Source organism: Tunicatimonas pelagia, from assembly GCF_030506325.1.
GTDB classification, from domain to species: Bacteria; Bacteroidota; Bacteroidia; order Cytophagales; family Cyclobacteriaceae; genus Tunicatimonas; species Tunicatimonas pelagia.
Map to the genome: position 1 here is coordinate 4,006,948 of NZ_CP120683.1, position 22,922 is coordinate 4,029,869.

Annotated in this window: 14 protein-coding genes; 7 read left to right on the forward strand and 7 right to left on the reverse strand. The window is 44.6% G+C overall.

Annotation, left to right across the window (positions count from 1 at the left end):
- The first annotated feature begins 15 nt into the window (after window positions 1-15).
- Complete coding sequence (locus P0M28_RS17210; protein WP_302203788.1) at window positions 16-2,520, forward strand: TonB-dependent receptor plug domain-containing protein; 2,505 nt, start codon at window positions 16-18, stop codon at window positions 2,518-2,520.
- Window positions 2,521-2,663: 143 nt separating this feature from the next.
- On the opposite strand, the gene P0M28_RS17215 is transcribed toward P0M28_RS17210, so the two are convergent.
- The gene (locus tag P0M28_RS17215; protein ID WP_302203789.1) at window positions 2,664-3,968 is read right to left on the reverse strand and encodes a cryptochrome/photolyase family protein; all 1,305 of its coding nucleotides are present in this window, start codon (window positions 3,966-3,968) and stop codon (window positions 2,664-2,666) included.
- A 642-nt stretch (window positions 3,969-4,610) separates the two neighbouring features.
- Between P0M28_RS17215 and P0M28_RS17220 the strand changes: the two genes are divergently transcribed.
- From P0M28_RS17220 to P0M28_RS17245, 6 genes are all read left to right on the forward strand, one after another.
- Entirely contained in the window at window positions 4,611-5,966 is a 1,356-nt protein-coding gene (locus P0M28_RS17220) for a vanadium-dependent haloperoxidase (RefSeq protein WP_302203790.1), read from the forward strand.
- A gap of 329 nt (window positions 5,967-6,295) precedes the next feature.
- Entirely contained in the window at window positions 6,296-9,304 is a 3,009-nt protein-coding gene (locus P0M28_RS17225; protein ID WP_302203791.1) for a SusC/RagA family TonB-linked outer membrane protein, read from the forward strand.
- An 18-nt stretch (window positions 9,305-9,322) separates the two neighbouring features.
- Window positions 9,323-10,915 (forward strand): RagB/SusD family nutrient uptake outer membrane protein, encoded by a 1,593-nt coding sequence (locus P0M28_RS17230; RefSeq protein ID WP_302203792.1) that lies wholly within the window; start codon window positions 9,323-9,325, stop codon window positions 10,913-10,915.
- Window positions 10,916-10,988: 73 nt separating this feature from the next.
- On the forward strand, window positions 10,989-14,387 hold the full coding sequence (locus tag P0M28_RS17235) for a VCBS repeat-containing protein (protein WP_302203793.1): 3,399 nt from the start codon (window positions 10,989-10,991) through the stop codon (window positions 14,385-14,387).
- A complete protein-coding gene (locus P0M28_RS17240; RefSeq protein WP_302203795.1) occupies window positions 14,326-17,682 on the forward strand; it encodes a VCBS repeat-containing protein in 3,357 nt (1,118 codons plus the stop codon). The genes P0M28_RS17235 and P0M28_RS17240 overlap by 62 nt, the downstream gene beginning before the upstream one ends.
- A 4-nt stretch (window positions 17,683-17,686) precedes the next feature.
- Window positions 17,687-18,055: a hypothetical protein gene (locus P0M28_RS17245; RefSeq protein ID WP_302203796.1), complete on the forward strand. Its 369-nt coding sequence runs from the start codon at window positions 17,687-17,689 to the stop codon at window positions 18,053-18,055.
- A 181-nt stretch (window positions 18,056-18,236) separates the two neighbouring features.
- On the opposite strand, the gene P0M28_RS17250 is transcribed toward P0M28_RS17245, so the two are convergent.
- The 6 genes from P0M28_RS17250 to ccsA all read right to left on the reverse strand — a co-directional run bounded on the left by P0M28_RS17250 (window position 18,237) and on the right by ccsA (window position 22,883).
- Window positions 18,237-20,822, reverse strand: coding sequence for a heme lyase CcmF/NrfE family subunit (locus tag P0M28_RS17250; protein ID WP_302203798.1), 2,586 nt, complete (start codon window positions 20,820-20,822; stop codon window positions 18,237-18,239).
- Between the two features lie 195 nt (window positions 20,823-21,017).
- Window positions 21,018-21,272 (reverse strand): type II toxin-antitoxin system RelE family toxin, encoded by a 255-nt coding sequence (locus tag P0M28_RS17255; protein ID WP_302203800.1) that lies wholly within the window; start codon window positions 21,270-21,272, stop codon window positions 21,018-21,020.
- Window positions 21,265-21,462, reverse strand: coding sequence for a hypothetical protein (locus P0M28_RS17260; RefSeq protein ID WP_302203802.1), 198 nt, complete (start codon window positions 21,460-21,462; stop codon window positions 21,265-21,267). The genes P0M28_RS17255 and P0M28_RS17260 overlap by 8 nt, the downstream gene beginning before the upstream one ends.
- A gap of 23 nt (window positions 21,463-21,485) precedes the next feature.
- Window positions 21,486-21,887 (reverse strand): cytochrome c maturation protein CcmE domain-containing protein, encoded by a 402-nt coding sequence (locus P0M28_RS17265; protein WP_302210913.1) that lies wholly within the window; start codon window positions 21,885-21,887, stop codon window positions 21,486-21,488.
- 95 nt (window positions 21,888-21,982) lie between these two features.
- Entirely contained in the window at window positions 21,983-22,129 is a 147-nt protein-coding gene (locus P0M28_RS31115) for a CcmD family protein (RefSeq protein ID WP_367281870.1), read from the reverse strand.
- A gap of 40 nt (window positions 22,130-22,169) precedes the next feature.
- Window positions 22,170-22,883, reverse strand: a complete 714-nt coding sequence (gene ccsA / locus P0M28_RS17275) for a cytochrome c biogenesis protein CcsA (protein WP_302203804.1) — start codon at window positions 22,881-22,883, stop codon at window positions 22,170-22,172.
- Window positions 22,884-22,922: the final 39 nt, after the last annotated feature.

The following is a 22,922-nucleotide window of genomic DNA, read 5'->3' on the forward strand; positions in this document are numbered from 1 at the left end:
TAAACCAACCAACCTATGAACCTATCACGTATACTAGGGGCATTTTTACTAGCCCTGGTGATTGTCTTAGGAATGCAGTCACCTCCCGACAAGTCGTTAAGCCAGCAGATTAACGAGCAGCTTACTACCTACGTTAATACTTTTCGACAAGAAAAAATATACATCCATTTCGATAAACCCTACTACAGTGCCGGAGAGTCTATTTGGTTTAAAACGTATCTGGTAGATGCCGCCCTGCACTCCCCCCAATCTCTCAGCGGCTTGGCCTACGTAGAGTTAATTGACCCTAGCGGAAATATTATCAGTCACCGTAACCTAGAGGTATCTGAAAGCGGGGCTGCCGGAGATTTCTTTCTTAGCGATACCCTACCCGTAGGAAGCTACACCGTGCGGGCTTACACCAACTGGATGCGGAATTTTGATGAGGCGTACTTTTTTCAAAAATCAATACCTGTTGGTAGTATAGACAGCACCGCATTGGCAGAAACTGTTCGTCAGGAAGAACAAGTGGAGCAAGAGAGTTTTGTCTTTCAACAGGATCAGCCACCCATCGATCTTCAGTTCTTCCCGGAGGGAGGTCAACTTGTAAATGAGCTCACCAGCATAGTAGCATTTAAGGCAACTGGGCCCGATGGCCGTGGTTTAGCTGTGCAGGGGCGTATTGTAGATCAACATCAACAGCCAGTAACCACGTTTAAGAGCCAACAATTTGGCATGGGGCGTTTCATCCTTAAACCCTCAGCCAGCTGCACGTATCAGGCAGAAATAGAGATAGCCGGGGTGCCACTTACCTTTCCGCTTCCTGAGGCGCAAGAGTACGGATACATCATGCGATCTTCTCCCCGGCACTTCTCAGAAAATATAAAAATTGCTATCGAGAGCCACGGCAACGAAGGGGTAAAAGATGGTGTGCTAATTGGCCATCAGCGAGGCATACCTTTTATCTCTATTATTGTAGAAGCCAACAAACCCTATTTTATTGCGGAGATACCTAAGTCCACGTTTCCTAACGGTATTTGCCACCTTACTTTCTTCGATAAAATTGGTGCGCCTCAGTGCGAACGTCTGATTTTTGTTAACTACCCCACAAATCTGCCCAAGCTGTCTATTAAAAGCAGTCAGCCCCGTTACGCCACCCGTCAGAAGGCGACGCTCCGCCTATCACTAGCTGATGAAAATCAGCAACCACTACCGGCATTTGCTTCGCTCACCGTTACTAACCCTAATCAGGTTAGCTATTCTGATGGCGAGGAGACTATCGTAAGTAACTTATTACTTACCTCTGATCTGAGGGGAACCATTGAGCAACCGCAGCACTATTTTACCAACCGTACGCAAGAGTCTTATCAAGCGTTAAATAATCTAATGCTCACCCAAGGTTGGCGGAGGTTTGTCTGGAACGATGTTCTTCGTGACACTTTAGCCCCAGCAGAATACATGGTAGAGCGCGGCTTCCAAATAAAGGGGCAGATGGTTCGCTACTACAGCCGGGATCAGCCCGTGAGTGGCCCAATTACAATGATGACGGTGGATAGTTCATTTTTTGTAGCGGAGGGAAAAACGAATGAAAGTGGGCAATTTACTTTCGTTGATAATCAGTTTCAAGACACCACGGAGCTAGTTATTCAGGCACGGCGGGTGAAAGGCAGAAAAGAAAAATTAAAAAAGGATGTTTTTATCAAATTAGAGTTACCCACTAAACCCCCAGTTGAGCAAGCAAGAAGCCCCGATCAATCAGCTTGGCTATCTATGATGGGCAATTATCTGGAGCAGCAGCAGAAAATTAACCAGATTGATGAAGCCTATAATTTTGACGAGAAAGTTATCATACTAGACGAGGTTGAAATAGAAGGGCGTAAAGACGATTTCAATGATCCGTTTCGTGATGCGAATCGGCTGTATAGCGAGCCGGATAATAGGATCATTCTGGACTCAATACCGGGAGGAGCTAGCGCATTATCGATATTTGATCTGTTACGGCGTGTGCCGGGAGTACAGGTGTTTGGTGCATTTCCTAACGAAACCGCCGTTATTCGCGGAATTACTAGTTTTCGTGGGTCAAATGAGGCATTTTATTTACTGGATGGTATTCCGACGGATGCTGAGCTAATCAATACGATTAATGTCAATGATGTATACTACATTGATGTGCTGAAAGGACCTGCGGCAGCCATCTTCGGCAGCAGGGGGGCAGGCGGAGCCATTGCGGTGTATACCCGGCGAGGAGCCGGTGTGCCGGTGGTTACGGAGCGGTTAGGCATTACCAATATAACACATCCCGGCTATTACCAAGCCCGTGAATTCTACACTCCTCGCTACAATACAAAGAAGTCCGAGCACGTAAAACCCGATTTTCGCTCTACTTTACACTGGGAACCAACGCTCGTTTTTGACGAAGAGGGAACCGCTCAGGTAGAATTTTATACTTCCGATGAAAAGGCTGAATTTGATGTGCGCGTAGAGGGGATTACCACTTCTGGTAAGCCGTTTGCCCAGCAACATTCTTTAGTAGTGGATTAATAAAGTGTTACCGTGCTCTGTGTTGGGGTGTTATAGTATATGCTCAGCTTTCATAGATACTACAATCTATACCTAAGACTGCTTAACAGTCATAAACACTATTCATTACCCGAACACATTAACACCATAACACTAGAACACATTTAGTTCAAAGCTTCTTTATACGTTTCAATAGCTCGTTCGCGGGCTTCTTTATGGTTTACCATGGGTTCAGGATAATCATCGGTGCCGTACTCAGGTATCCACTCTTTGATGTATTCTTCGTTTTTATCAAACTTCTCGGTCTGCGAGTAGGGATTAAATACTCGGAAGTAGGGTTGGGCATCGGTACCACTGCCAGCCGCCCATTGCCAACCACCATTATTATTAGCTAATTCGTAGTCAAGTAGTTTTTTAGCAAAGTAAGCTTCGCCCCAGCGCCAGTCGATCAGTAAATGCTTAGTGAGAAAGCTGGCTACAATCATCCGTACCCGGTTGTGCATATAGCCAATCTTGTTAAGCTGGCGCATACCAGCATCTACAATGGGGTATCCGGTTTTTCCTTCGCACCAGCGCTGGAAATCGTCCTCACTATTTCGCCAGGGAATATTATCGTACTTAGGCTTAAAGGCCGTATCTACTACCTGCGGATTATGAAACAGCACCTGCATGTAGAACTCTCGCCAAATGAGCTCATTCAAAAATGTTTCGTTTAATTCTCTGGCTTCCCAAACCAATTTACGAATGCTTAGTGTGCCGTGTCGGAGGTGAATACCGAGGCGAGAGGTAGCATCTTTGGCAGGGTAATCCCGGTTTTCACCATAGTCTTCAATTAAGGATTCGTTAATACGATTGGCAGGAATCTCAATATCTGACCGCTCAAAACCCATATCCTCCAGCGAGGGCATTGGTAGCGACTTGGTTTGGCACCAACTATTGAAAGAGAGACCGGAGGTATACGATTCCAGCATACCATCTTCCAGTTTATCTAACCAAGATCGTTTGTAGGGAGTAAATACCTTGTAAAAATCCCCTCCGCCGGTTAGTATCTCATCCTTCTCAAAAATTACCTGATCTTTAAAGGTGCGGAACGGAATATCCTGCTTGGTAAGTAATTGATTAATTGCTTCGTCCCGTTCTTTGGCGTAAGGCTCATAATCGTGGTTGGTGTAAACCGCTCGTACCGAATAGTTGCGAAGCACTTCTTCCCACACCTCTTCGGGTTTGCCGTACTTCACCAGCAGTGATGTGTCTTTATCCTCCAGGCGTTGGTGCATGGCTGTGAGTGTATCGTGTAGAAACATCACTCGGGCATCGTTTTTATCTTCCAGTTTATCTAAAATGTTCCGGTCAAATATGAAGAGCGGCAGTACCGGTAAGTCCCCTTGTAAAGCATGAAATAAGCCGGCGTTATCATCAAAGCGAAGGTCGCGACGGAACCAAAAAACAGCAATATTCTGATTAGACATAGATATTTTTTACGAAAGTTTGTTGACAGAACTAGAAAATCTAGCCAGTGTTTCATATTTCCTACTATGGTTTTCTCATAAAGATACGTGGGTAAGACAACGTTGTACACTTGGTTTTCCACCACTAAATCCAGCAGTATGTCCACGTACGGTTTACAGCAAGAAACAACTGCATTTTATGAGCAACTGGAAATAGTAATCACGCCTTCTCTTGACTTTTGATGCCTTCCTCATTAGAGTAATGACTGAAATTTGCCAACCCTTAAAAATGCAGTTGAGCCGATGTAGTCTATAAAATCGCTGAAGATCGAGTAAATTATACTTTTCTAGGAAGGCAATAAGTGGAAAGATAATTTTTCGGATAAACCCTAAATGGGAAACTTCTAGACAGTCAGGCAATGTTACACCCATTAAAATAAGGTGCTCTAAGAGCGTGTTTGGATTTTATTTTTAGAATTTATTATGAGGTGTTTTTCGGACAGACGAGACTCTTTTTCGGAGGATAGCCTAAGCTATCGTCCGAAAAAAAGGCGAAGTATGGGCGGAAAACAGCCATCAGAAAACTAAAGGATAAAGTTCAAACACGCTCTAAGTAAATGAAAAGAATACTTGTCGCTAGTAAGAATAAAACTTCGTAGAAATATGCTGCCAATATGCTCTGCTACCAACCGTTTTTTGGTAGTACTACTGGGGTTCGTAACGTTAGCCTGCCAGAAAAAAGTAGATGAAAGTTTTGTGGCTGATGACCCTGAGTACGTTCACCAGTCGATGCAAAAACTCACCGATGTAATTGTTTATGACATTTTCTCGCCCCCGGTCGCCAGCCGGATTTATGTATACCCCAGCATTGCTGCTTACGAAGCTCTTTTGCCCGACTATCCCGAATACCGATCATTGGCTGGGCAGCTCAATGGTTTGAAGCCGATTCCCGCTCCCGACACCACGCAGCCTATCTCGTTACCACTGGCCAGTATTCACGCCTTTCTTACTGCCGGAAAGCATTTTATATTTTCTGAAGAGCGGATTGATGAATATCAGCAGGAGTTGTACCAGCCGTTCGAAACCGCCTTTCCGGAAGATATGTACAACAACTCACTCGCTTACGGTGAGCAGGTAGCTCAGCATATTTTAGACTGGTCTAGCCAGGATAATTACAAACAATCTCGCTCTTTCCCTAAGTTTACGGTGAATGATGCCCCCGGTCGGTGGCAACCCACTCCACCCGATTATATGGACGGTATTGAGCCTCACTGGAGCAGTATTCGACCGTTGGTGATCGACTCAGCTAACCAGTTTGTCCCTGCCCCGCCCTCTCCTTTTTCAATAGAAGAAGGTAGCCAGTTTCTTGCGGAAGTGATGGAAGTGTACGAGACGGTTAACAACCTAGATGAAGAGCAGGCCGAAATTGCCAGTTTCTGGGATTGCAACCCCTACGTCTCTCATCATCAGGGACATGTAATGTTTGCTACCAAAAAGATTACTCCGGGCGGGCACTGGATGGGTATTGCTAAAATAGCTGCTCAGCAATCTGGGGCTGATTTGATGCGGTCATTAGAAACCTATGCTTTTACCGCTATTGCACTGTTCGACGGTTTCATTAGTTGCTGGGACGAAAAATACCGTAGTAGTCTGATCCGCCCCGAAACGGTAATCAATCAGCACTTTGATGAAGACTGGATGCCACTGTTGCAGACCCCTCCCTTCCCTGAATATACTAGTGGGCATAGTGTCATTTCCGCTTCAGCTGCGGTAGCCCTCACCGAGCTATACGGCGAACCCTTTGCTTACGTAGACTCTACCGAAGTTGCGTACGGTCTGCCCCCCCGGGAGTTCAACTCTTTTCGAGAAGCTTCGGAAGAAGCGGCAATCAGTCGGTTGTACGGTGGCATTCACTATATGCCAGCCATCGACAATGGAGTAGAACAAGGCCGACAAGTAGGTAACTTTATTTTGAGCAAAGTTAATACTCGAGAAGAAGCTTCGCTGGCAGAGAAATAATGGCGTTAAAAAACTACTCTCTGGCGCAGTAATAGTTTCCTTATTTGGCTGTTGATAATGGTCTTAATTTTGTGCAACCGATTTAAGTAATCTCGCCCCTATTTTTGTTTAAAGCAAATGATTTTTTCCTCCACGTGGCTGAACCCTTGCCTATTGGTCTTAAAAGGGGCTTTTATTCCAAAAGGTTAGTAAATGCAGCATTTAGTACATGCCAGAAGTACACTCACTAATATTGTTTTTAAATATATTTGTTAGATATTTGCGAAAATCTTAAACCAACTACTAAGTTGATGGTTGGTTTTTTACTATTTATTATTACTGCAAAGCTTATGAGAATTTTTACACAACTTACCTACGTCATAACTGTGGCGTTGGCAGTGCTATGGAGTAGTACTGCGTGGGCGCAAGAGAAGACCGTTTCAGGGACGGTGACATCCGATGCGGAAGGCCCTCTTCCGGGAGTAAATGTACTAGTGAAAGGCACCAGTACGGGTACCGTCACTGACCTAGATGGTAACTATCGTTTGAACGTACCAGATGGTCAGGACACCATCATGTTTTCTTCTATTGGATACGCCAACCAAGAAATTCGAGTGGGTAACCAGACCACTATTAATGTAGTTATGACTGAAGATGTGCAATCTCTCAGTGAAGTAGTGGTGATCGGGTACGGCACCCAAGAGAAGAAAGATGTGACAGGGGCTCTATCTACTATTAAGGCGGAAGATTTCAATAGTGGGGTGATTAATACCCCCGAACAGTTATTTCAAGGGAAATTATCCGGTGTGCAGGTTACTCAGAACGGTGGGGCACCTGGTGGGGCAGTTTCGATTAATATTCGGGGGGCTAACTCAATACGGTCAGGAAATGGACCACTCTTCGTAGTAGATGGGGTACCACTAACTTCAGATAATCCCAATGCCCAGGGGCAAAGCATTTCGGGAGGACAGGGCGTGGCTCCCCAAAACCCACTAAACTTCATTAACCCTAACGATATTGCCTCTATTGACATATTGAAGGATGCATCAGCAGCAGCGATCTACGGTTCCCGAGCGGCTAATGGGGTAGTAATTATTACGACTAAATCAGGGGAAGCCGGTGTCTCCTCTGTAGAATATAGTAGTTATGCTAGCGTAGATTATCTCAGAGAGAGATTAGATTTACTTTCGGCTGATGAGTTTTTGGCCGCAGGTGAAGAGTTTAATTTGAATTTACTAGATGGCAATTCAGATACCGATTGGCAAGATGAATTATTCCGTACTGCTTTCTCCCACAATCATAGCTTGTCCTTTAGCGGAGGGGCTGATCAGTCTAGTTACCGTATTTCCTTGAGCGCACTGGATCAACAAGGAATTATTAAACGAAATGATTTTACTCGGTATACCGCCCGAATTAACGCCAATACGAAAGCAATAAATGATCGGCTAAGCTTATCAATGCGATTGACAGCTTCACGAGTAGAGGATAATCATGCTCCTGGTTTAGAAGAGACAGCTAATGCTACCGGAGATATTGTCTCCAACTCTGTTCGGGCAAACCCTACCTTTCCGGTATTTAACGAAGATGGAACTTATTTCCAAGATGGTTTCAATAACCCTATAGCAGCTCTTAACCTAATCAACGATGCATCTGCTACAAACCGAATTCTCGGAAATATGTCGGCTAGCTTTGAACTTTTTGAAGGGCTAACGTATACTGCCAACTTAGGAGCTGACGTAGCTAATTCTGAAAGAAGGACTGATATTTCCCAACAACTGATTGTAGAAAGTAATCGTGGTACCGGAACCATTAATAGTCGCTCTACTAACAGCTTTGTTATAGACCATACGCTTAATTATACTAAAGAATTTGAACGAAGTCGATTCGAAGCTCTATTAGGATATTCATACCAGAGCTTTAGGGTGCAAGGCTCTACTATATCCAGAACGGCTCCCTTGCTAGACAACATCTTGATAACTCCCCAACTGTTGTTTGGATCAGAACAAAATAACGCACCATCTTCTTTTGTAGATAACCGCGAACTACAGTCGTACTTTGGTCGCTTAAATTACTCACTACTTGATAAGTACATTCTAACCGCTACCGTACGAGCAGACGAATCTTCTGTCTTTGGCCCAGGGAATGAGTTAGGGGTATTCCCTTCCTTTGCTTTTGGATGGCGCCTATCTGAGGAAGCTTTCTTAGAAGGTGCTGGGTTCGATGATCTCAAGTTCCGACTAGGTTACGGTATTTTGGGTAATCAGGAGCTTCCTACCACTCAACAGGCCTTCGTATTTGGGTCTAACAACACAACTCGGTTTGTATCAGGAGGTCAGGTTTTACCAGGACTAGCACTAATCAGGTCCCCTAACCCCAATCTGAAGTGGGAAGAGCAACGACAATTTAACGTTGGTTTTGACTTCTCATTCTTACAAGGTCGAGTGGGAGGTACTATTGACTACTTCTTCAAAGATCAGGATGACTTAGTGGTGTTCGTTCCTACCATTCAACCAGCTCCTTCAGCTAATGCGTTTATTAACTTACCAGCAGGTTCCATTCAAAACCAAGGAATTGAGCTTACCCTAAACACGGTTAATGTAGACCAGGGTGATTTCCGATGGAATACGGATCTCAACTTCACGTATCTCGATAGCCAAGTAGATGGTCTGGATGTGACTCGTATTCAGGGGGCTAGTGCTAGCGGACAAGGATTGTCTGGTACACCCGTTCAGTTCTTTGTTAATGGTGAAGCTCCTAATGTATTCTTAGGACGAGAATTTGTGGAAATCGGTCCGGATGGTGAAAATGTGTTTGCTACTGGTGATGGTGGCGAAGTTGATCAGTTCCGAATTTTAGGGGATCCTATACCAAATGTGATAGCAGGTCTTACCAATAGCTTTTATTACGGAAATTGGGATTTTAATTTCTTATTGAGCGGTACATTTGGAAACGATATTTATAATAACACCGCTAACGCCCTGCTTACCTACCCTGCATTTGCTTCAGGGGGCAACGTAACTCAAGAGGTTATAGACGAAGCCCGCGCAACAGAAGAAGATGTACAAAATGCTAACTCATACTCGAGTCGATTTATTGAAAACGGAAGCTTTATACGACTAACAAATGTGTCACTTGGCTATAATTTTGACGTTGCCAACATAGATTGGCTGGGCGGGTTACGACTTTATGTTACTGGCCAAAACTTGTTTGTAATAACCAATTATAGTGGCTATGATCCTGAGGTAAATGTGCAGCCTGGTGTAGGAGACAATACTCAACCTGCTGCCATTGGTATTGATAATACGGGATACCCTCGTTCATCTACTGTGCTATTTGGACTAAATGTATCTTTTAAATAACACATTAAAATAATTGCTATGAATACTATATATAAAGGATTTCTTCTAGCAGCGGGTTTATGGATGTTTACTGCTTGCGAAATAGAAGAAGTAATTGAGGATGAACTTACAGCGGAGGAGGTATTTGCCACTCCGGGCGGAGCGCAACAGTTAGTAGCTCCGATATATGCTAGTGTGCGCGATCTGATGAAACAAGATGGAGTGTATGGGGTCAATGAGCATACCAGTGACGAAATGCTCGGGCCCACTCGTGGTACTGACTGGGATGATAATGGAGTCTGGAGGGTACTACATACGCACACTTGGGATGCTAATAATCTTTATATCAGAAATAGCTGGAATGATCTTAACAGGGGAGTATCCCGAGCGAATTCAGCATTGAGTGTGCTTCTACAAGCCGAAAACACTCCTGAAAACCGTCGGCTTATTGCCGAGGCCCGTACCTTACATGCTATGTTTTCGCTGTTTGTGATCGATATGTTTGGCCAGCTTCCTTTCCGGGAATTTGACGATACCGATTTCACTTCACCAGGCCAGGTATTAAATCGCCAAGAAGGTTTTGATTTTATAGAAGAACAACTAGAATTGGCTCTTCCAGACTTGGGTGCAAAATCAGATGTTCCCTACGGACGCATGACTACATCATCAGCCCAAACGTTACTTATGGTACTAAACCTCAATCATGAGGTACTCTTAGGACAACGTGATGACGACCGGTTCCGCCGAGTAGCCACTCTAGCTGATGAGATTATCAATAGCGGTGAGTACTCATTAGCCACTGACTACTTTGCCATATTCAATAATGATAACACTGAAACCCAAGGACAAAACGAGGCAATTATTATTTCTGAATTTAACGATTCTGAGGATTTAGCAGTAAATAATCAGTTATTTGTCAATATGACACTCCACTATAACCAGCGGTGGGGGCAAAACAATGAGTTCTCTGCCTGGAATGGTTTTACTACAATTGCAGATTTTTACAATCGCTTTGATCAAAATGATCCCCGATTTTCTGATAGCACGTATGCTGTGAGTGGAATTCCTCGTGGTTTCCTAGAAGGGCAACAGTTTACCGAAACTGGCGAATTTATTCTTGAAAGAGGAGCTAACTCGATTACAGTAGAGAGTCCTGATAACCCTCCGGCTCCATTGCTAAGCTACACGCTTGATGTGTCACTTACCGGAAATAGCGAGTCTAATGGTGTTCGAGTGATAAAATACCAGCCTGACAATGATTCACCTCAGCAAGGTCGAGCTGATTATGATTATATCCTTTGGCGGTTAGGAGATGTGTACCTTATGAAGGCAGAAGCATTGTGGAGGGTTGGTGATATTGCTCCGGCCACCGCAGCTATTGACGAGCTAAGAGCCGCGCGAGGTCTTGCTCCAGTAGGCGTAATAGATGAAGATGTTATCTTGAACGAGCGAGGTTATGAGTTGTACTGGGAAGGGCACCGACGACGCGATCTAATTCGGTTTGATCGTTACAATAGTGCCTATACTCTTAAAGATCAGTCCCCTGAATTCAGACAGCTATTTCCAATCCCTCAGACCGCCATTGATTCTGATCCTAACTTAGAGCAAAACGACGGATACACTGGCGGATAATCGCCTCATCTTTTAAAAATCATTTTTAGAAAGCAAGTATGAACGATCATGCTTGCTTTTTTGATATACTAGTATGCGGTTCAGAATAGTAGTCTACATTCTATTAGCCATTACATTTGGCTGTAAAAATGCCGAAGATAACCAGCTTTTTAGCTTGCTTTCGGAGGGAGAGACCAACATTGCTTTCACCAACGAGCTTACGCTTAGCGAAGATTTTGACGTGTTCCGTTACCGTAATTACTACAACGGTGGTGGAGTAGCCATTGGTGATATCAATAACGATGGGCTATCCGATGTCTACCTCACTGCCAACATGGGTGAGAACAAGCTATATCTTAATCAGGGAAACTTTTCGTTTAAAGATATTACTCAGTCGGCCGGAGTGAGTGGTAGTAAAGTCTGGGCTACTGGAGTTAGTATGGCCGACATAAATGGCGATGGGCTTCTAGATATCTATGTCTGCAACTCCGGCGATGTAATGGGTGGTAAACGGGAGAATGAATTATTTATCAACAATGGTGACCTAACATTCTCCGAACAGGCCGCCAAATACGGATTGGATGACAAAGGCTTCAGCACCCATGCGGCTTTCTTTGACTACGACCAAGATGGTGACCTTGATGCTTACGTACTTAACAATTCATTTCGTCCAGTATCTACCCTAGGTTATGAAAATATTCGCCACATCCGGGATAGTACCGGAGGCGATAAGCTCTATCGTAATGATAAAAATCATTTTGTTGACGTAAGCGACTCAGCCGGGATTTATGGTAGTGTAATTGGTTTTGGTTTGGGCGTAACGGTTACCGACGTAAATCAAGATAGCTGGCTCGATATTTACGTGTCCAACGATTTTTTTGAGCGGGATTATCTGTATATCAATCAGCAGGATGGTATTGGCCGCACCGCGTCCACGCCGGGCCGCCGGACGGGACATTCCGGGTTTCGCGATGAGTTAATCCAGCGAATGGGTCATATCAGTCATTTTTCTATGGGAGCCGATGCCGCCGACCTGAACAATGATGGTTACCCTGAGATCTTCGTTACCGATATGCTGCCCAATACCGATAAGCGGCTCAAAACGATGACCAATTTTGAGTCCTACGATGTGCATCAGCGCAAACTCGCTAACGGATATTACGAGCAGTACATGCGTAATACGTTGCAACTCAATAATCAGTATGGGAACTTTAGAGAAATTGGTCAATTGGCCGGGGTTCAAGCTACCGACTGGAGCTGGGGGGCCTTGATCGCTGACTTTGATAATGATCTGAACAAAGAATTATTCGTCAGCAACGGGGTGTACAAAGATGTAACCGATCAAGATTTTATCGCGTACATTGGCAGCGACGAAGCCATTCTAGAGGCCATGCGGAAAGAGTCGGTCAATTTTCAGGAACTGGTTGACCAAATGCCTTCCAACAAACTGAGCAATTACTTATTTAAAGCCGATAGCAACCTAACGTACCAGAATGTAGCTACTGATTGGGGGTTAGCTACTCCTTCCTTTTCCAACGGAGCTGCCTACGGTGATTTAGACAATGATGGCGACCTAGACTTAATTGTCAACAATGTAAATCAAGAATTATTTGTTTACCGCAATAACAGTGACCAGCTTCAGTCTAACCATTATCTGAAGCTATCGTTTGTAGGCCCGCAGCAGAACACATTCGGAATTGGTGCCCGGGTACATGCTTACGCTAACGGTCAGCAAGTGATGCAAGAGAATATACCAACCAAAGGGTTTCAGTCGTCGGTGGACTATACTATGGTTTTAGGGTTTGATACATTATCCGTTGTTGATAGCTTGCTCGTTCATTGGGGATATAATAACCGGGTACAAAAGAAATATAATGTCACGGTCAATCAGCATGATACGCTCTACTTTACTGATGCCGTACCGAGTATACCATTGGCTCAACCAGATTCTAATACTGTCTTTCAGCGGGTAGAACATTCGCTTAACCCTGCCTTTCGTCACCAAGAAAATCGCTTCGTAGATTTTGATTACGAGCGACTTACCTACCATATGCTATCGCGAGAAGGCCCGGCTTTAGCAGTGGCGGATGTAAACCAAGATGGTTTAGATGATTTTTACTTGGGAGGGGCTAGCGGTCAGGCCGGGCGATTGTACCTTCAGCGTAATGAACAAGAATTTGAAGCCATTGGCACGATAGCATTCGCCCAAGACAGTGTTTCGGAAGATGTAGATGCTACGTTCTTCGATGCCGATAATGATGGTGATCTGGATTTGTACGTCGTAAGCGGAGGAAATAGCTTTCGGGCGAACGCTGCTCAGTATCAAGACCGATTATACCTGCTGGAATCTTTTACTCCAGATGGTAAACCAATTTACCAAAAGAGTACTGAAGCACTTCCCACTCTTCGTGATATGGGGTCTTGTGTGAAGCACGCTGATTTTGACCAGGACGGCGATGAGGATTTATTTGTAGGTGGACGCGCTATTCCACTTCAGTACGGATTGCCCGCTAGCAGCACCATTTTAAGAAATGATGGTACCGGGAAATTTACGGATGCTACCGCCCAGGTTTCTCCTCGCCTTCGCCAAATCGGAATGGTTACCGATGCTGAATGGGTTGATTTTGATCGTGATCAAGATTTAGACTTGGTAATAGTCGGCGATTGGATGCCTGTTATGCTGCTCAAAAATAATGGGGCCAATCTCGAGAGGCTAAACAATGTACCGGGTTTAGAAAATACCAAAGGTTGGTGGCGAGAGATTGAAACGACTGATTTGAATGAAGATGGTGAAATGGATTTTGTACTGGGCAACTGGGGTCTTAACACCAAATTCAACGCTAGCCCGGAACAGCCTCTCACGCTCTACATTAGCGATTTTGACGAAAATCAGGCTATCGACCAAGTGTATGCCTACTATCAGGGTGATAGTTTATACCCGATGGCTCTTCGGCACGATTTAGTCATGCAACTGAACTATCTCAAAAAAGAATTTACGTACCACGCCGATTATGCGGGAAAAACTATGGAGCAAGTATTCGGCAAGCCCGCATTAACGAATGCGCTGGTTAACCAGGTACACCGCTTACAGTCATCGTTTGTTATCAACAACGGAGATGGCTCTTATCAAGTAAACGATTTGCCAATTGAAGCCCAACTTTCTCCCGTTTTTTCGATTGTATCGGGAGATTTTGTTGGGAATGCCAATCCCGAACTAGTACTGGCCGGAAATTTTTCAGGTGTGAGACCAGAAGAAGGTCGCTACGATGCCAACCCAGGATTGATGATGAGTTTTGGTAACGGGCAGTTTCACAATAAACCAGCTAATGGGTTATCAATAAGCGGGGAAGTGCGAGACATGGCGGTGGCCCGTTCAGTGGGAACCAAGCGACTGCTGATTATTGCCAAGAATAATGAAGAACCTGAGATTTATGTTTACGATACTGCTGGGCCTTCGGGGAAGGATACTGTCACTATGCTTTCTAATCGTTAGCGTTGCTTGTCAGTCAAATACCGAATCACTGTTTGAGCTGCTGCCCGCTAGTCGAACTGGAGTTGATTTTGAAAACCGACTAGCGGAAACCCCGCAGATGAACATCTTCAGTTACCTCTACTTCTACAATGGGGGCGGAGTGGCTGCTGGAGATCTTAATGGCGATAGCCTACCCGATCTGTATTTCACTTCCAACTTGGAAAGCAACAAACTCTACCTGAATCAGGCTGATTTTACCTTCCAAGATATTACTGAAGCGACCAACGTCGGGGGTAATTCGGGATGGACTACCGGGGTGACGATGGCCGACGTAAACGGCGACGGACGGTTGGATATCTACGTAAGCCAACTCGGCGATTACCAGAACATTCGGGGAAGAAACCAGCTATACATCAATCAGGGTAATGATGCAGAAGGTATTCCAACGTTTGTTGATCAGGCTGCTGATTATGGCCTTGATCTGATTGGATTTAGCACCCAAGCGGCTTTTTTTGATTATGACTTAGATGGCGACCTGGACATGTACATGCTCAACCATTCCACCCACGCCAACGGAACCTTCGGGCGCGCTACTCTGCGGAAAGAAAAGCACCCATTGGCTGGAGATAAATTAATGCGAAACGATGGTAACACATTTACGGATGTAACTGACAGTAGCGGGATTTACAGCAGCGTGCTAGGCTACGGCTTGGGCATTACCGTAGGTGACGTAAACTGGGATGGCTACCCCGATGTGTACGTAGGCAACGATTTCCATGAGAACGATTATCTCTATATTAATAATGGCGACGGCACCTTCTCGGAGAAGTTGGAGGAGATGATCCAGCATACCGGCCGTTTCTCAATGGGCAACGATATTGCCGATATCAATAATGACGGTCTGCCCGATATTCTTTCCCTAGATATGCTTCCGTCTGATCCGGTGATGTTGAAGATGTCGGCGGGAGAAGATGCGTACGATGTATACAATTACAAGCTCCAATACGGCTATAATCATCAGTTTGCCCGCAACACCCTTCAGCTCAACCGGGGTAATAACCGCTTTAGTGAGATTGGGCTACTAGCTGAGGTATACGCTACCGACTGGAGCTGGTCGGGGCTTATCGCCGACCTGGATTTAGATGGTTATAAAGACTTGTATATTGCCAACGGTATCAAACGCCGATCGAATGATTTAGACTACATTAAATACGTTTCTAACGATGCGGTTCAGCAGCAATTGGAAGGTGATCTAACCTCCGAAGATTTGGCACTGATAGAGCAGTTACCCATCATTAAAATTCCTAATGTAGCGTTTAAAAATCAGCGTAACCTTCACTTCAACAATGCCTCCGAAGACTGGGGGTTAAGCCAAGCTTCTTTCTCCAACGGAGCCGCTTACGCTGATTTAGATAACGATGGTGACTTAGATTTGGTGGTGAACAACATCGATCAGCCCGCCTTTATCTATCGCAACCGGGCGGGTGAAAATGAACAACGAACCAATAACTATCTTAAAATAAAGCTTGAGGGCGAAGGAGCTAACCCATTCGGAATAGGTACCAAAGTGATTATTCCTACCGATTCTCAAACAATCATTCACGAAGTTTATACCACCCGGGGCTATCAGTCGGCAGTGCCAGCTGAACTAATTATTGGGCTTGGCGAACGGCAACAAGTAGACTCATTGATAATTGTCTGGCCCGACCATCGCTTCGAGCTACTTCAAAACGTAAAGGTCAATCAAACCGTTACTGCCCAACAGAAAAACGCTAGCGGCACGTACAACTTTTCCTCACCTCACTCTCCTCTGTTTAGTGAGGTAGATAGCCTGGTAGACTACGTGCATCAAGAAAATCTATTTATTGAGTTCAATCGAGAAGCCCTTATTCCGCATATGTCATCTACCGAAGGGCCCAAACTTGCCGTAGGCGACGTGAACGGAGACAGGAAAGAAGATTTCTTTGTGGGTGGGGCCAAGCGTCAAGCGGGTGCCGTATTCGTACAAACTAGCTCAGGGTTTTCACAATTAGACCAACCTGCTTTTCGGGCAGATTCGGTAGCAGAAGATATTGGTGCTGAACTAGTAGATACTGACAATGATGGCGATCTGGATTTGGTGGTAGCCAGTGGTGGAAATGAATTTCAGGGCGAAGCGGAACCACTGATGGTACGACTGTACCAGAACGATGGGCGAGGAAATTTTACCCGGAACCTCGCCGCCATACCCAATGTATCGGTCAATGCTTCTTGCGTTCGGGCAGCTGATTTTGATAGTGATGGCGACCAGGATTTGTTTATCGGCGGACGGGTAGTGGCCTGGAACTACGGAAAAGTACCAACCAGTTATCTGTTACAAAACGATGGGCAGGGAAATTTCTCTATTCAGACCGATGAAATAGCTGAGGGGTTGTCGTCGGTAGGCATGGTGAAAGATGCCCGGTGGGCTGACGTTAATACGGATGGTGCACTAGATTTAATCGTTGTGGGAGAATGGATGCCGATTACGGTATTTCTCAATCAAGAAAACAAACAATTGGTAAAAGCCGATATTTCTTCCCTCGGGAATACAAATGGCTGGTGGAATACCGTAGAAGCCACCGATATTGACGGGGATGGTGATTTGGATATTCTGGCCGGAAACCTGGGGCTTAACTCTAAGCTAAAAGCATCACCAGAAAAACCTGTGAGCTTGGCAGTGAAAGATATTGACGATAATGGTACTATAGAACAGTTACTTTTCCACTATGTTGGTGACGAAAAGCGGTTGTTTGCTACCAAAGATGAGATTACTTCTCAGTTGGTTGATGTAAAAAATCGCTTTACCAGTTACATTGATTTTGCTCAGGCCAATGTTAACGAAATCTTTCCATCGGATGTGCTGTCGGACGCTGAACAATACAGTGCTTACGAGCTTCGCTCCGGTGCTTTCATTAACGATGGAAATCAAAACTTTCAGTTTCAACCTTTTCCGGTTCCGGCCCAATTCGCCCCCATCAATGCTATTTACCTGACCGACGTAAATAACGATAGTAAATTAGACATTCTCACCGCGGGGAATTTTTACGAAGTCACTATTGAGCGGGGGCGTTACGATGCAAGCTATAGTACACTACTCAAGAATGGTGGTGAGGGTAACTTTACCTTTATTCCCAATACGGAATCGGGCTTGTACCTGAATGGGCAGGTACGCAATATAGCTGAAATCATGTATCAGGGAGATAAGACAATTATTGTTGCTCGGAACAAGCAAACTTTACTTTTTCTTAAGAAAAATGAAAACACCCATCATACTCTGTCTTCTGCTGCTAACTAGTCTGTTGATTAGCTGTTCATCTGATGCAGAATCTGGCTTTGCTATCAACTTTTGTGAGTCATACGAAGTCGATGACAACTGTAGGAATAGTGAGAATACTTTCAAGCTAGGCAGTCCGGTGTACGTGCATTTTACATCAGATGAGCCGCTGGAAGGTAACGTAGTCATCGGGCGTATTCTTCGTATTGCAGCGGATGGATCGGAATACGAATTAGGATTGAAGCAATTTGATCTTGAACCCGAAACAACCTATCTCATTCAAAGCATTCCTTTCCAAAATTTTGGCACCAACGCACTAGGAACTTTCTTAATCGAGTTCTCAAATGAGACTGGCCAGGTATTAGCAGATCGGGAATTGATAATTACTGAGTAATTTGTTTTAGCAGCTTTAAAAAGTATGCGAAATTTTTTAGTCTCCTTCAAAGTACCATCCGGCAGGTCGAATCTCAAAATCCCACACGTCTTTGAATTGAGCAACTGATTTCAATGCTTGGTCTGGCTGTAAAGGCTCTTGCTGTCCTTTTTTCATACCTTTTCTCTGAAAAGAGCGTTTTTTACACCGAAACTGGTTTTCTGGATTTGGGAGGTTTGGTAGATGAAGCGGCTTTTTTCGCTGGTTTCCGATAATCTTGGTAGCGCCGGTACGTAGCTACACTGAAACCAAACATCAGTAGTAATGTGCCAATCCATAGTACATTAATTAGCGGTTTCTCTATCGCTTTCAGCACAATGTATTCCTTTTGGGTAGTTTCCATCCCCAGCACAAACTTGTTCTCTTCTGGCACAATGTTCATCAGCGTAAACCGTAATCCTAACTCGTGCGAGGTATCAGGAATACGGCCTACCATGCGGTCGCGAATTAGGTAGATTGGTTTTAGCATGTACTCTTCTACCCCACCCATTACCTGAATGTGCGCTTGCACCGCCAAATCGCCCTCCTTCAAATCAACGCCGTCTATCTGATCTACTCGCTCAATCCGATCCAGCGTAGCTACATAATCGTTGGCGAAGAATTGCTCACCCATTTTTATTTCTAGTTCCTCCATGTCCGCCCATTCTTTTTCTTCAGTGGTAGGTGGAATGGCTGATACGTGAGTGTACAAATCTTTGCCCAATGAGCGTACAATATCGGGTGAGGCGATTAAACCCATATTAGGATTTACCTGAGAGCGAGGATACAGTGTAAACTGCTTACCCGTTTCCCGATCAGTATACTGCACTTCGTGGTAGGTGTTTTCAGGATGAATTTGCACCGTATCACCTTTAGCGAAATACGTTGTTCCTTCGTGAGCGAACGCATCTACCGCCACTGTTAGAAATGGTTTCTCAGTAGGGCGCAGTAAATCTTTTTCTACATAAACCGGAACACCCTGGGCATCTACTCGCTGGCCTTTGTATACCAGTTCGTACTTATCCATATTACGAGGTTCATTGATCCAGAGTAGGGTATTTTCTAGATTTTCGTTACCGGGATTATCTTTAAATATGAGTAAACCAGATTCATTGATAGAAACCACCTCAGAGTAACCTGATGAGAACAGAATGCCGATAAAGATCATGGCTACCCCGATATGCGAAATTGACCCACCCGATAGCCGGAATTGTTCCTTACCAAAGCGTAGTAGAATTTTTCCGTTGGCAACAATAGAATAAACCGAAACCGTAAGCAGTAGAATATACACCGGATTCGTTACTCCGCCGATCAGCATAACCGCTGTACTAACCAACAGTGTAATAATCAGTGGAACCGAGAGTTCACTTTTCAGCTTTTCAGGATCCATTTTACGCCAGAAGAAAAACTGCCCCGTACCCGATAACAGCGCAATTGCGATAGCAAACCAGAGCTGGAATTTGGTATAAAACTCAATTTGGTCGGCCGGAGGGGCCACATTGGACACGCCACCGAAGGCCTCTACGATAGAATTATAAACCGGAATGGATGTAGGTACCAACACCTGAAAAGACATTAGACAGAGCGTAGTGGCACCAATAAAAATCCAAAACTCCCGGCTATAGGCAGAAGCTTCTTTCTCTGAGGTAGGAATTTCCTTCCAACGGATAGCTGCTAATATAATAGCGACAACGGTGAAGAAGAGCATGTAGATTAACAACTGACCGGATAACCCTAAATCGGTGAATGAATGCACGGAAGCATTCCCCAGAATACCACTACGAGTCAAAAATGTGCTGTACAGAATTAGCACAAAGGTAGCAATGACTAGTACCACTGAGGTTTTGAGTGCCGTTCCGTTATTTTTAAAGATAATTAATGTATGAATACTCGCTACTAAAATCAGCCAAGGAATATAGACGGCGTTTTCTACCGGATCCCAGTTCCAGTAACCGCCAAAGTTCAGCGTTTCGTAGGCCCAGTAGGCGCCCATCATAATTCCAAGACCCAGAACCGCCGCCGAGAAAATAGCCCAAGGCAAGGCTGGTTTCACCCAGTTCTCGTATTGCTTACGCCAAATGCCCGCCATACAAAACGCAAAGGGAACTAGCGTAGTGGCAAAGCCTAAAAATAGGGTAGGTGGATGAATGACCATCCAGTAATTTTGCAGTAGTGGATTCAGTCCCGTTCCATCTGCGGGGCGAAAATCGGGGTTCATAGCAAACACTGGGGCGTCGGTCATTACATCGCGCAGCAGTAGAAACGGCGAGCTACCAATCTTCAGCTCAATACCCGGAATAACCGTACCCATAATCATGGAAGCCAGAAAAGCTTGCACCAGCGCAAACACCGCCATTACCGGTGCCTCCCAACCCGTTTGCTGATTGGTACGAATAAGGACAAAGCCCAGAATTACGTGCCAGAAAATCCACAGCAGAAAACTTCCTTCCTGCCCTTCCCAGAAGCAGGAAATCATGTAGTACACTGGAAGGCTCAGTGAAGAATGACTCCAAGCATAGTGATACTCGAACAGATGGTTGTAAATGATATAGAATAAACTACCGATCACCCCGATAACCAACCCACCGTGAATGTAGAAGGCCAAACGGGCGAAGCGTTTCCAGGTTTGAGACTTAATAATGTCTTTTTCTACTGTGGCGGTAATGTACGCGTAAGCCGCTACCAACGAGGCCACAAAAGAAGAGATAACGAAGAAGTGGCCGAGATTACCAATAAGTGTATTAATCATTAGGAAGCGATTTCTTATTGAAGTGTACTATGTTGCAAATTACGAAGCTTGGCCATGACTACCAACTGGCGAACGTACCGCTGTAACTTAGCCTTATCCGGGCTAGTCTTGACCAAACGATTAAGTATATCAGAAACAACCTTCTCCGGCGATTCGTTCTTGAAATTTACTGTGCTTCATTAAGTTATTTGTTCTTTAATCGTATACATCTCTACGATGTCGTACCCTTCTGATCTCAATAATCTCTATATCGTCGCTGATAGAGTAGATTACCCAGTAATCACCTATACGAATGCGCCACAAGTCAGTATGTCCTCGTAGTTTGCGACAACCTGCTGGACGAGGGTTTTCTGTAAGCTGATCAATTTTTCGAGCTACCCGTTGAATAACTTGATTAGGGAGAGAGCGAATTTCGCGAATGGCGGTTCGGGCAAATTTTATTTCATACATCTTCAGGGAGTTTCCCTTCTGCTTTCAGTTCTTTCTTCACTGATTCCCAGTCTACTGTTTCCTCTTCTTTACGGGATTCGGCCACAATAATATCATAAAAGTCTTCCCATAGTTCACCGTACTTTTTCAAGTCAATCTGTACCGCTACTTTTTCCTGCCTTTCATCAACCAAATATCTAATCCCTTTCATAATTATTGTTTGTTGTCTATGAACTAGCTAATCTCTTCTTCCTGGTATTTAGATGGGCATTTTAGCAGTACCTGATCGGCTACGAAGTAATCACTGCGGTAAGAACCGATCACCACCACCTGTTCGGAACGTAGTAAATCGGCGGGCATAGGCTCATTATAAAATACTTGCTGCTCTCGCCCGTTTTCGTCTACCATCATAAACGATACGGAGAGTTTGTCTTCGGATGGCTCAACTCCTACTACTTCGCCCTGGGCGTCTTTCTTTAGTGTGCCCACTACGTGAATGTTTTTATCGTCTCCTGACTGAGCTAATTCGCTGGCCTCATTGAAGGTAACGTAGGAGCTGGCATCTCCGGCAGTAGACATAATGATGGTTACCGATACAGCGATCACAATGAGGGCGATTATGTACTTTAGTTTCATGGGTTGGTGATTAATGATTAGTGAATAATGACGAATGAGTAATAATTGCAGCCGCACCACGGTGGCCGTCATGCGGTAGCGTTAGTCATTACTCGTCAATCATTCTTCATTAAAATTTCTTTCTCTAATTTACTCACTTTCTGATCAATACGAATGGCGTAGACAACCAAGCCGGAGAATATCAATAGCATAACCGCTACTACTACGTAGATTTTCCCCTCCTGCCGGAAGGTGTCAGCCATCGCTACTTCATTGGTTGATTGGGCTATTAATGAGCCAGTATTAAGAACGCTCAGCCATAGAACGGCTGCTATTACGAAGCAAGTTTTCTTCCAAGCTTTCATTGTGTTTCTGTTTTATAATGTGCAAACGAATACGTAAACTGGTAAACCATAACCCCATCAATGTCCAGCCAATGACTGCCGGATAAAACACTATGCGAAGGTTGCTGTCCAAATCATAGGCATTAAAGCCCGGGTTTCCTCCGTTACCAGGGTGCAATGAATCGGTCATACGGGGTAAGACAAACAATAAGGGAATTAAAGTAGAGTAAGCAAAAATATTATAAATAGCACTTACGCGCGATCGTTGCTGTTCGTCACTGAAAGAGCCTCGCAAAATAAAATAGGCCGAGTAAATTAGCATGGCAATAGCTGCTCCGTTTAGCTTGGCATCGTTGGTCCAGAATGCTCCCCAAGTAAACTTAGCCCACAACGACCCACTCAGGATGCCCAAAATGCCAAATAGCATACCCGTATTAGCAAACTCAATAGCATAGACATCGTGCTTGAGCGATGGATTCTGTAAATGTCTAACGGAGTAGATCACTGAAACCGTAAAAAGGGCAATCATTCCGAACCACATGGGCACATGAAAATGAAGAACCCGAATTGCTTCATTTAAAATTGGTAAGCGAGGTACATCGGCCAGCAGGCCCGCCGTAATGGTGTATCCGACTAGTAAAATGGCAAGTACTTTCCACCATTGTTTTCTCATAGTGAGGTTATTTGTTTACACTAATATTTTCTGATAAGT

Coding starts and splice junctions, on each gene's coding strand:
- P0M28_RS31115 (WP_367281870.1), bottom strand. CDS start 22,129: ATGGCTGACACCTTCCGGCAGGAGGGGAAAATCTACGTAGTAGTAGCG.
- P0M28_RS17260 (WP_302203802.1), bottom strand. CDS start 21,462: ATGAAAGGGATTAGATATTTGGTTGATGAAAGGCAGGAAAAAGTAGCG.
- P0M28_RS17225 (WP_302203791.1), top strand. CDS start 6,296: ATGAGAATTTTTACACAACTTACCTACGTCATAACTGTGGCGTTGGCA.
- P0M28_RS17250 (WP_302203798.1), bottom strand. CDS start 20,822: ATGATTAATACACTTATTGGTAATCTCGGCCACTTCTTCGTTATCTCT.
- P0M28_RS17220 (WP_302203790.1), top strand. CDS start 4,611: ATGCTGCCAATATGCTCTGCTACCAACCGTTTTTTGGTAGTACTACTG.
- P0M28_RS17265 (WP_302210913.1), bottom strand. CDS start 21,887: ATGAAACTAAAGTACATAATCGCCCTCATTGTGATCGCTGTATCGGTA.
- P0M28_RS17215 (WP_302203789.1), bottom strand. CDS start 3,968: ATGTCTAATCAGAATATTGCTGTTTTTTGGTTCCGTCGCGACCTTCGC.
- P0M28_RS17240 (WP_302203795.1), top strand. CDS start 14,326: ATGTTTACGATACTGCTGGGCCTTCGGGGAAGGATACTGTCACTATGC.
- P0M28_RS17230 (WP_302203792.1), top strand. CDS start 9,323: ATGAATACTATATATAAAGGATTTCTTCTAGCAGCGGGTTTATGGATG.
- P0M28_RS17255 (WP_302203800.1), bottom strand. CDS start 21,272: ATGTATGAAATAAAATTTGCCCGAACCGCCATTCGCGAAATTCGCTCT.
- P0M28_RS17235 (WP_302203793.1), top strand. CDS start 10,989: ATGCGGTTCAGAATAGTAGTCTACATTCTATTAGCCATTACATTTGGC.
- P0M28_RS17210 (WP_302203788.1), top strand. CDS start 16: ATGAACCTATCACGTATACTAGGGGCATTTTTACTAGCCCTGGTGATT.
- ccsA (WP_302203804.1), bottom strand. CDS start 22,883: ATGAGAAAACAATGGTGGAAAGTACTTGCCATTTTACTAGTCGGATAC.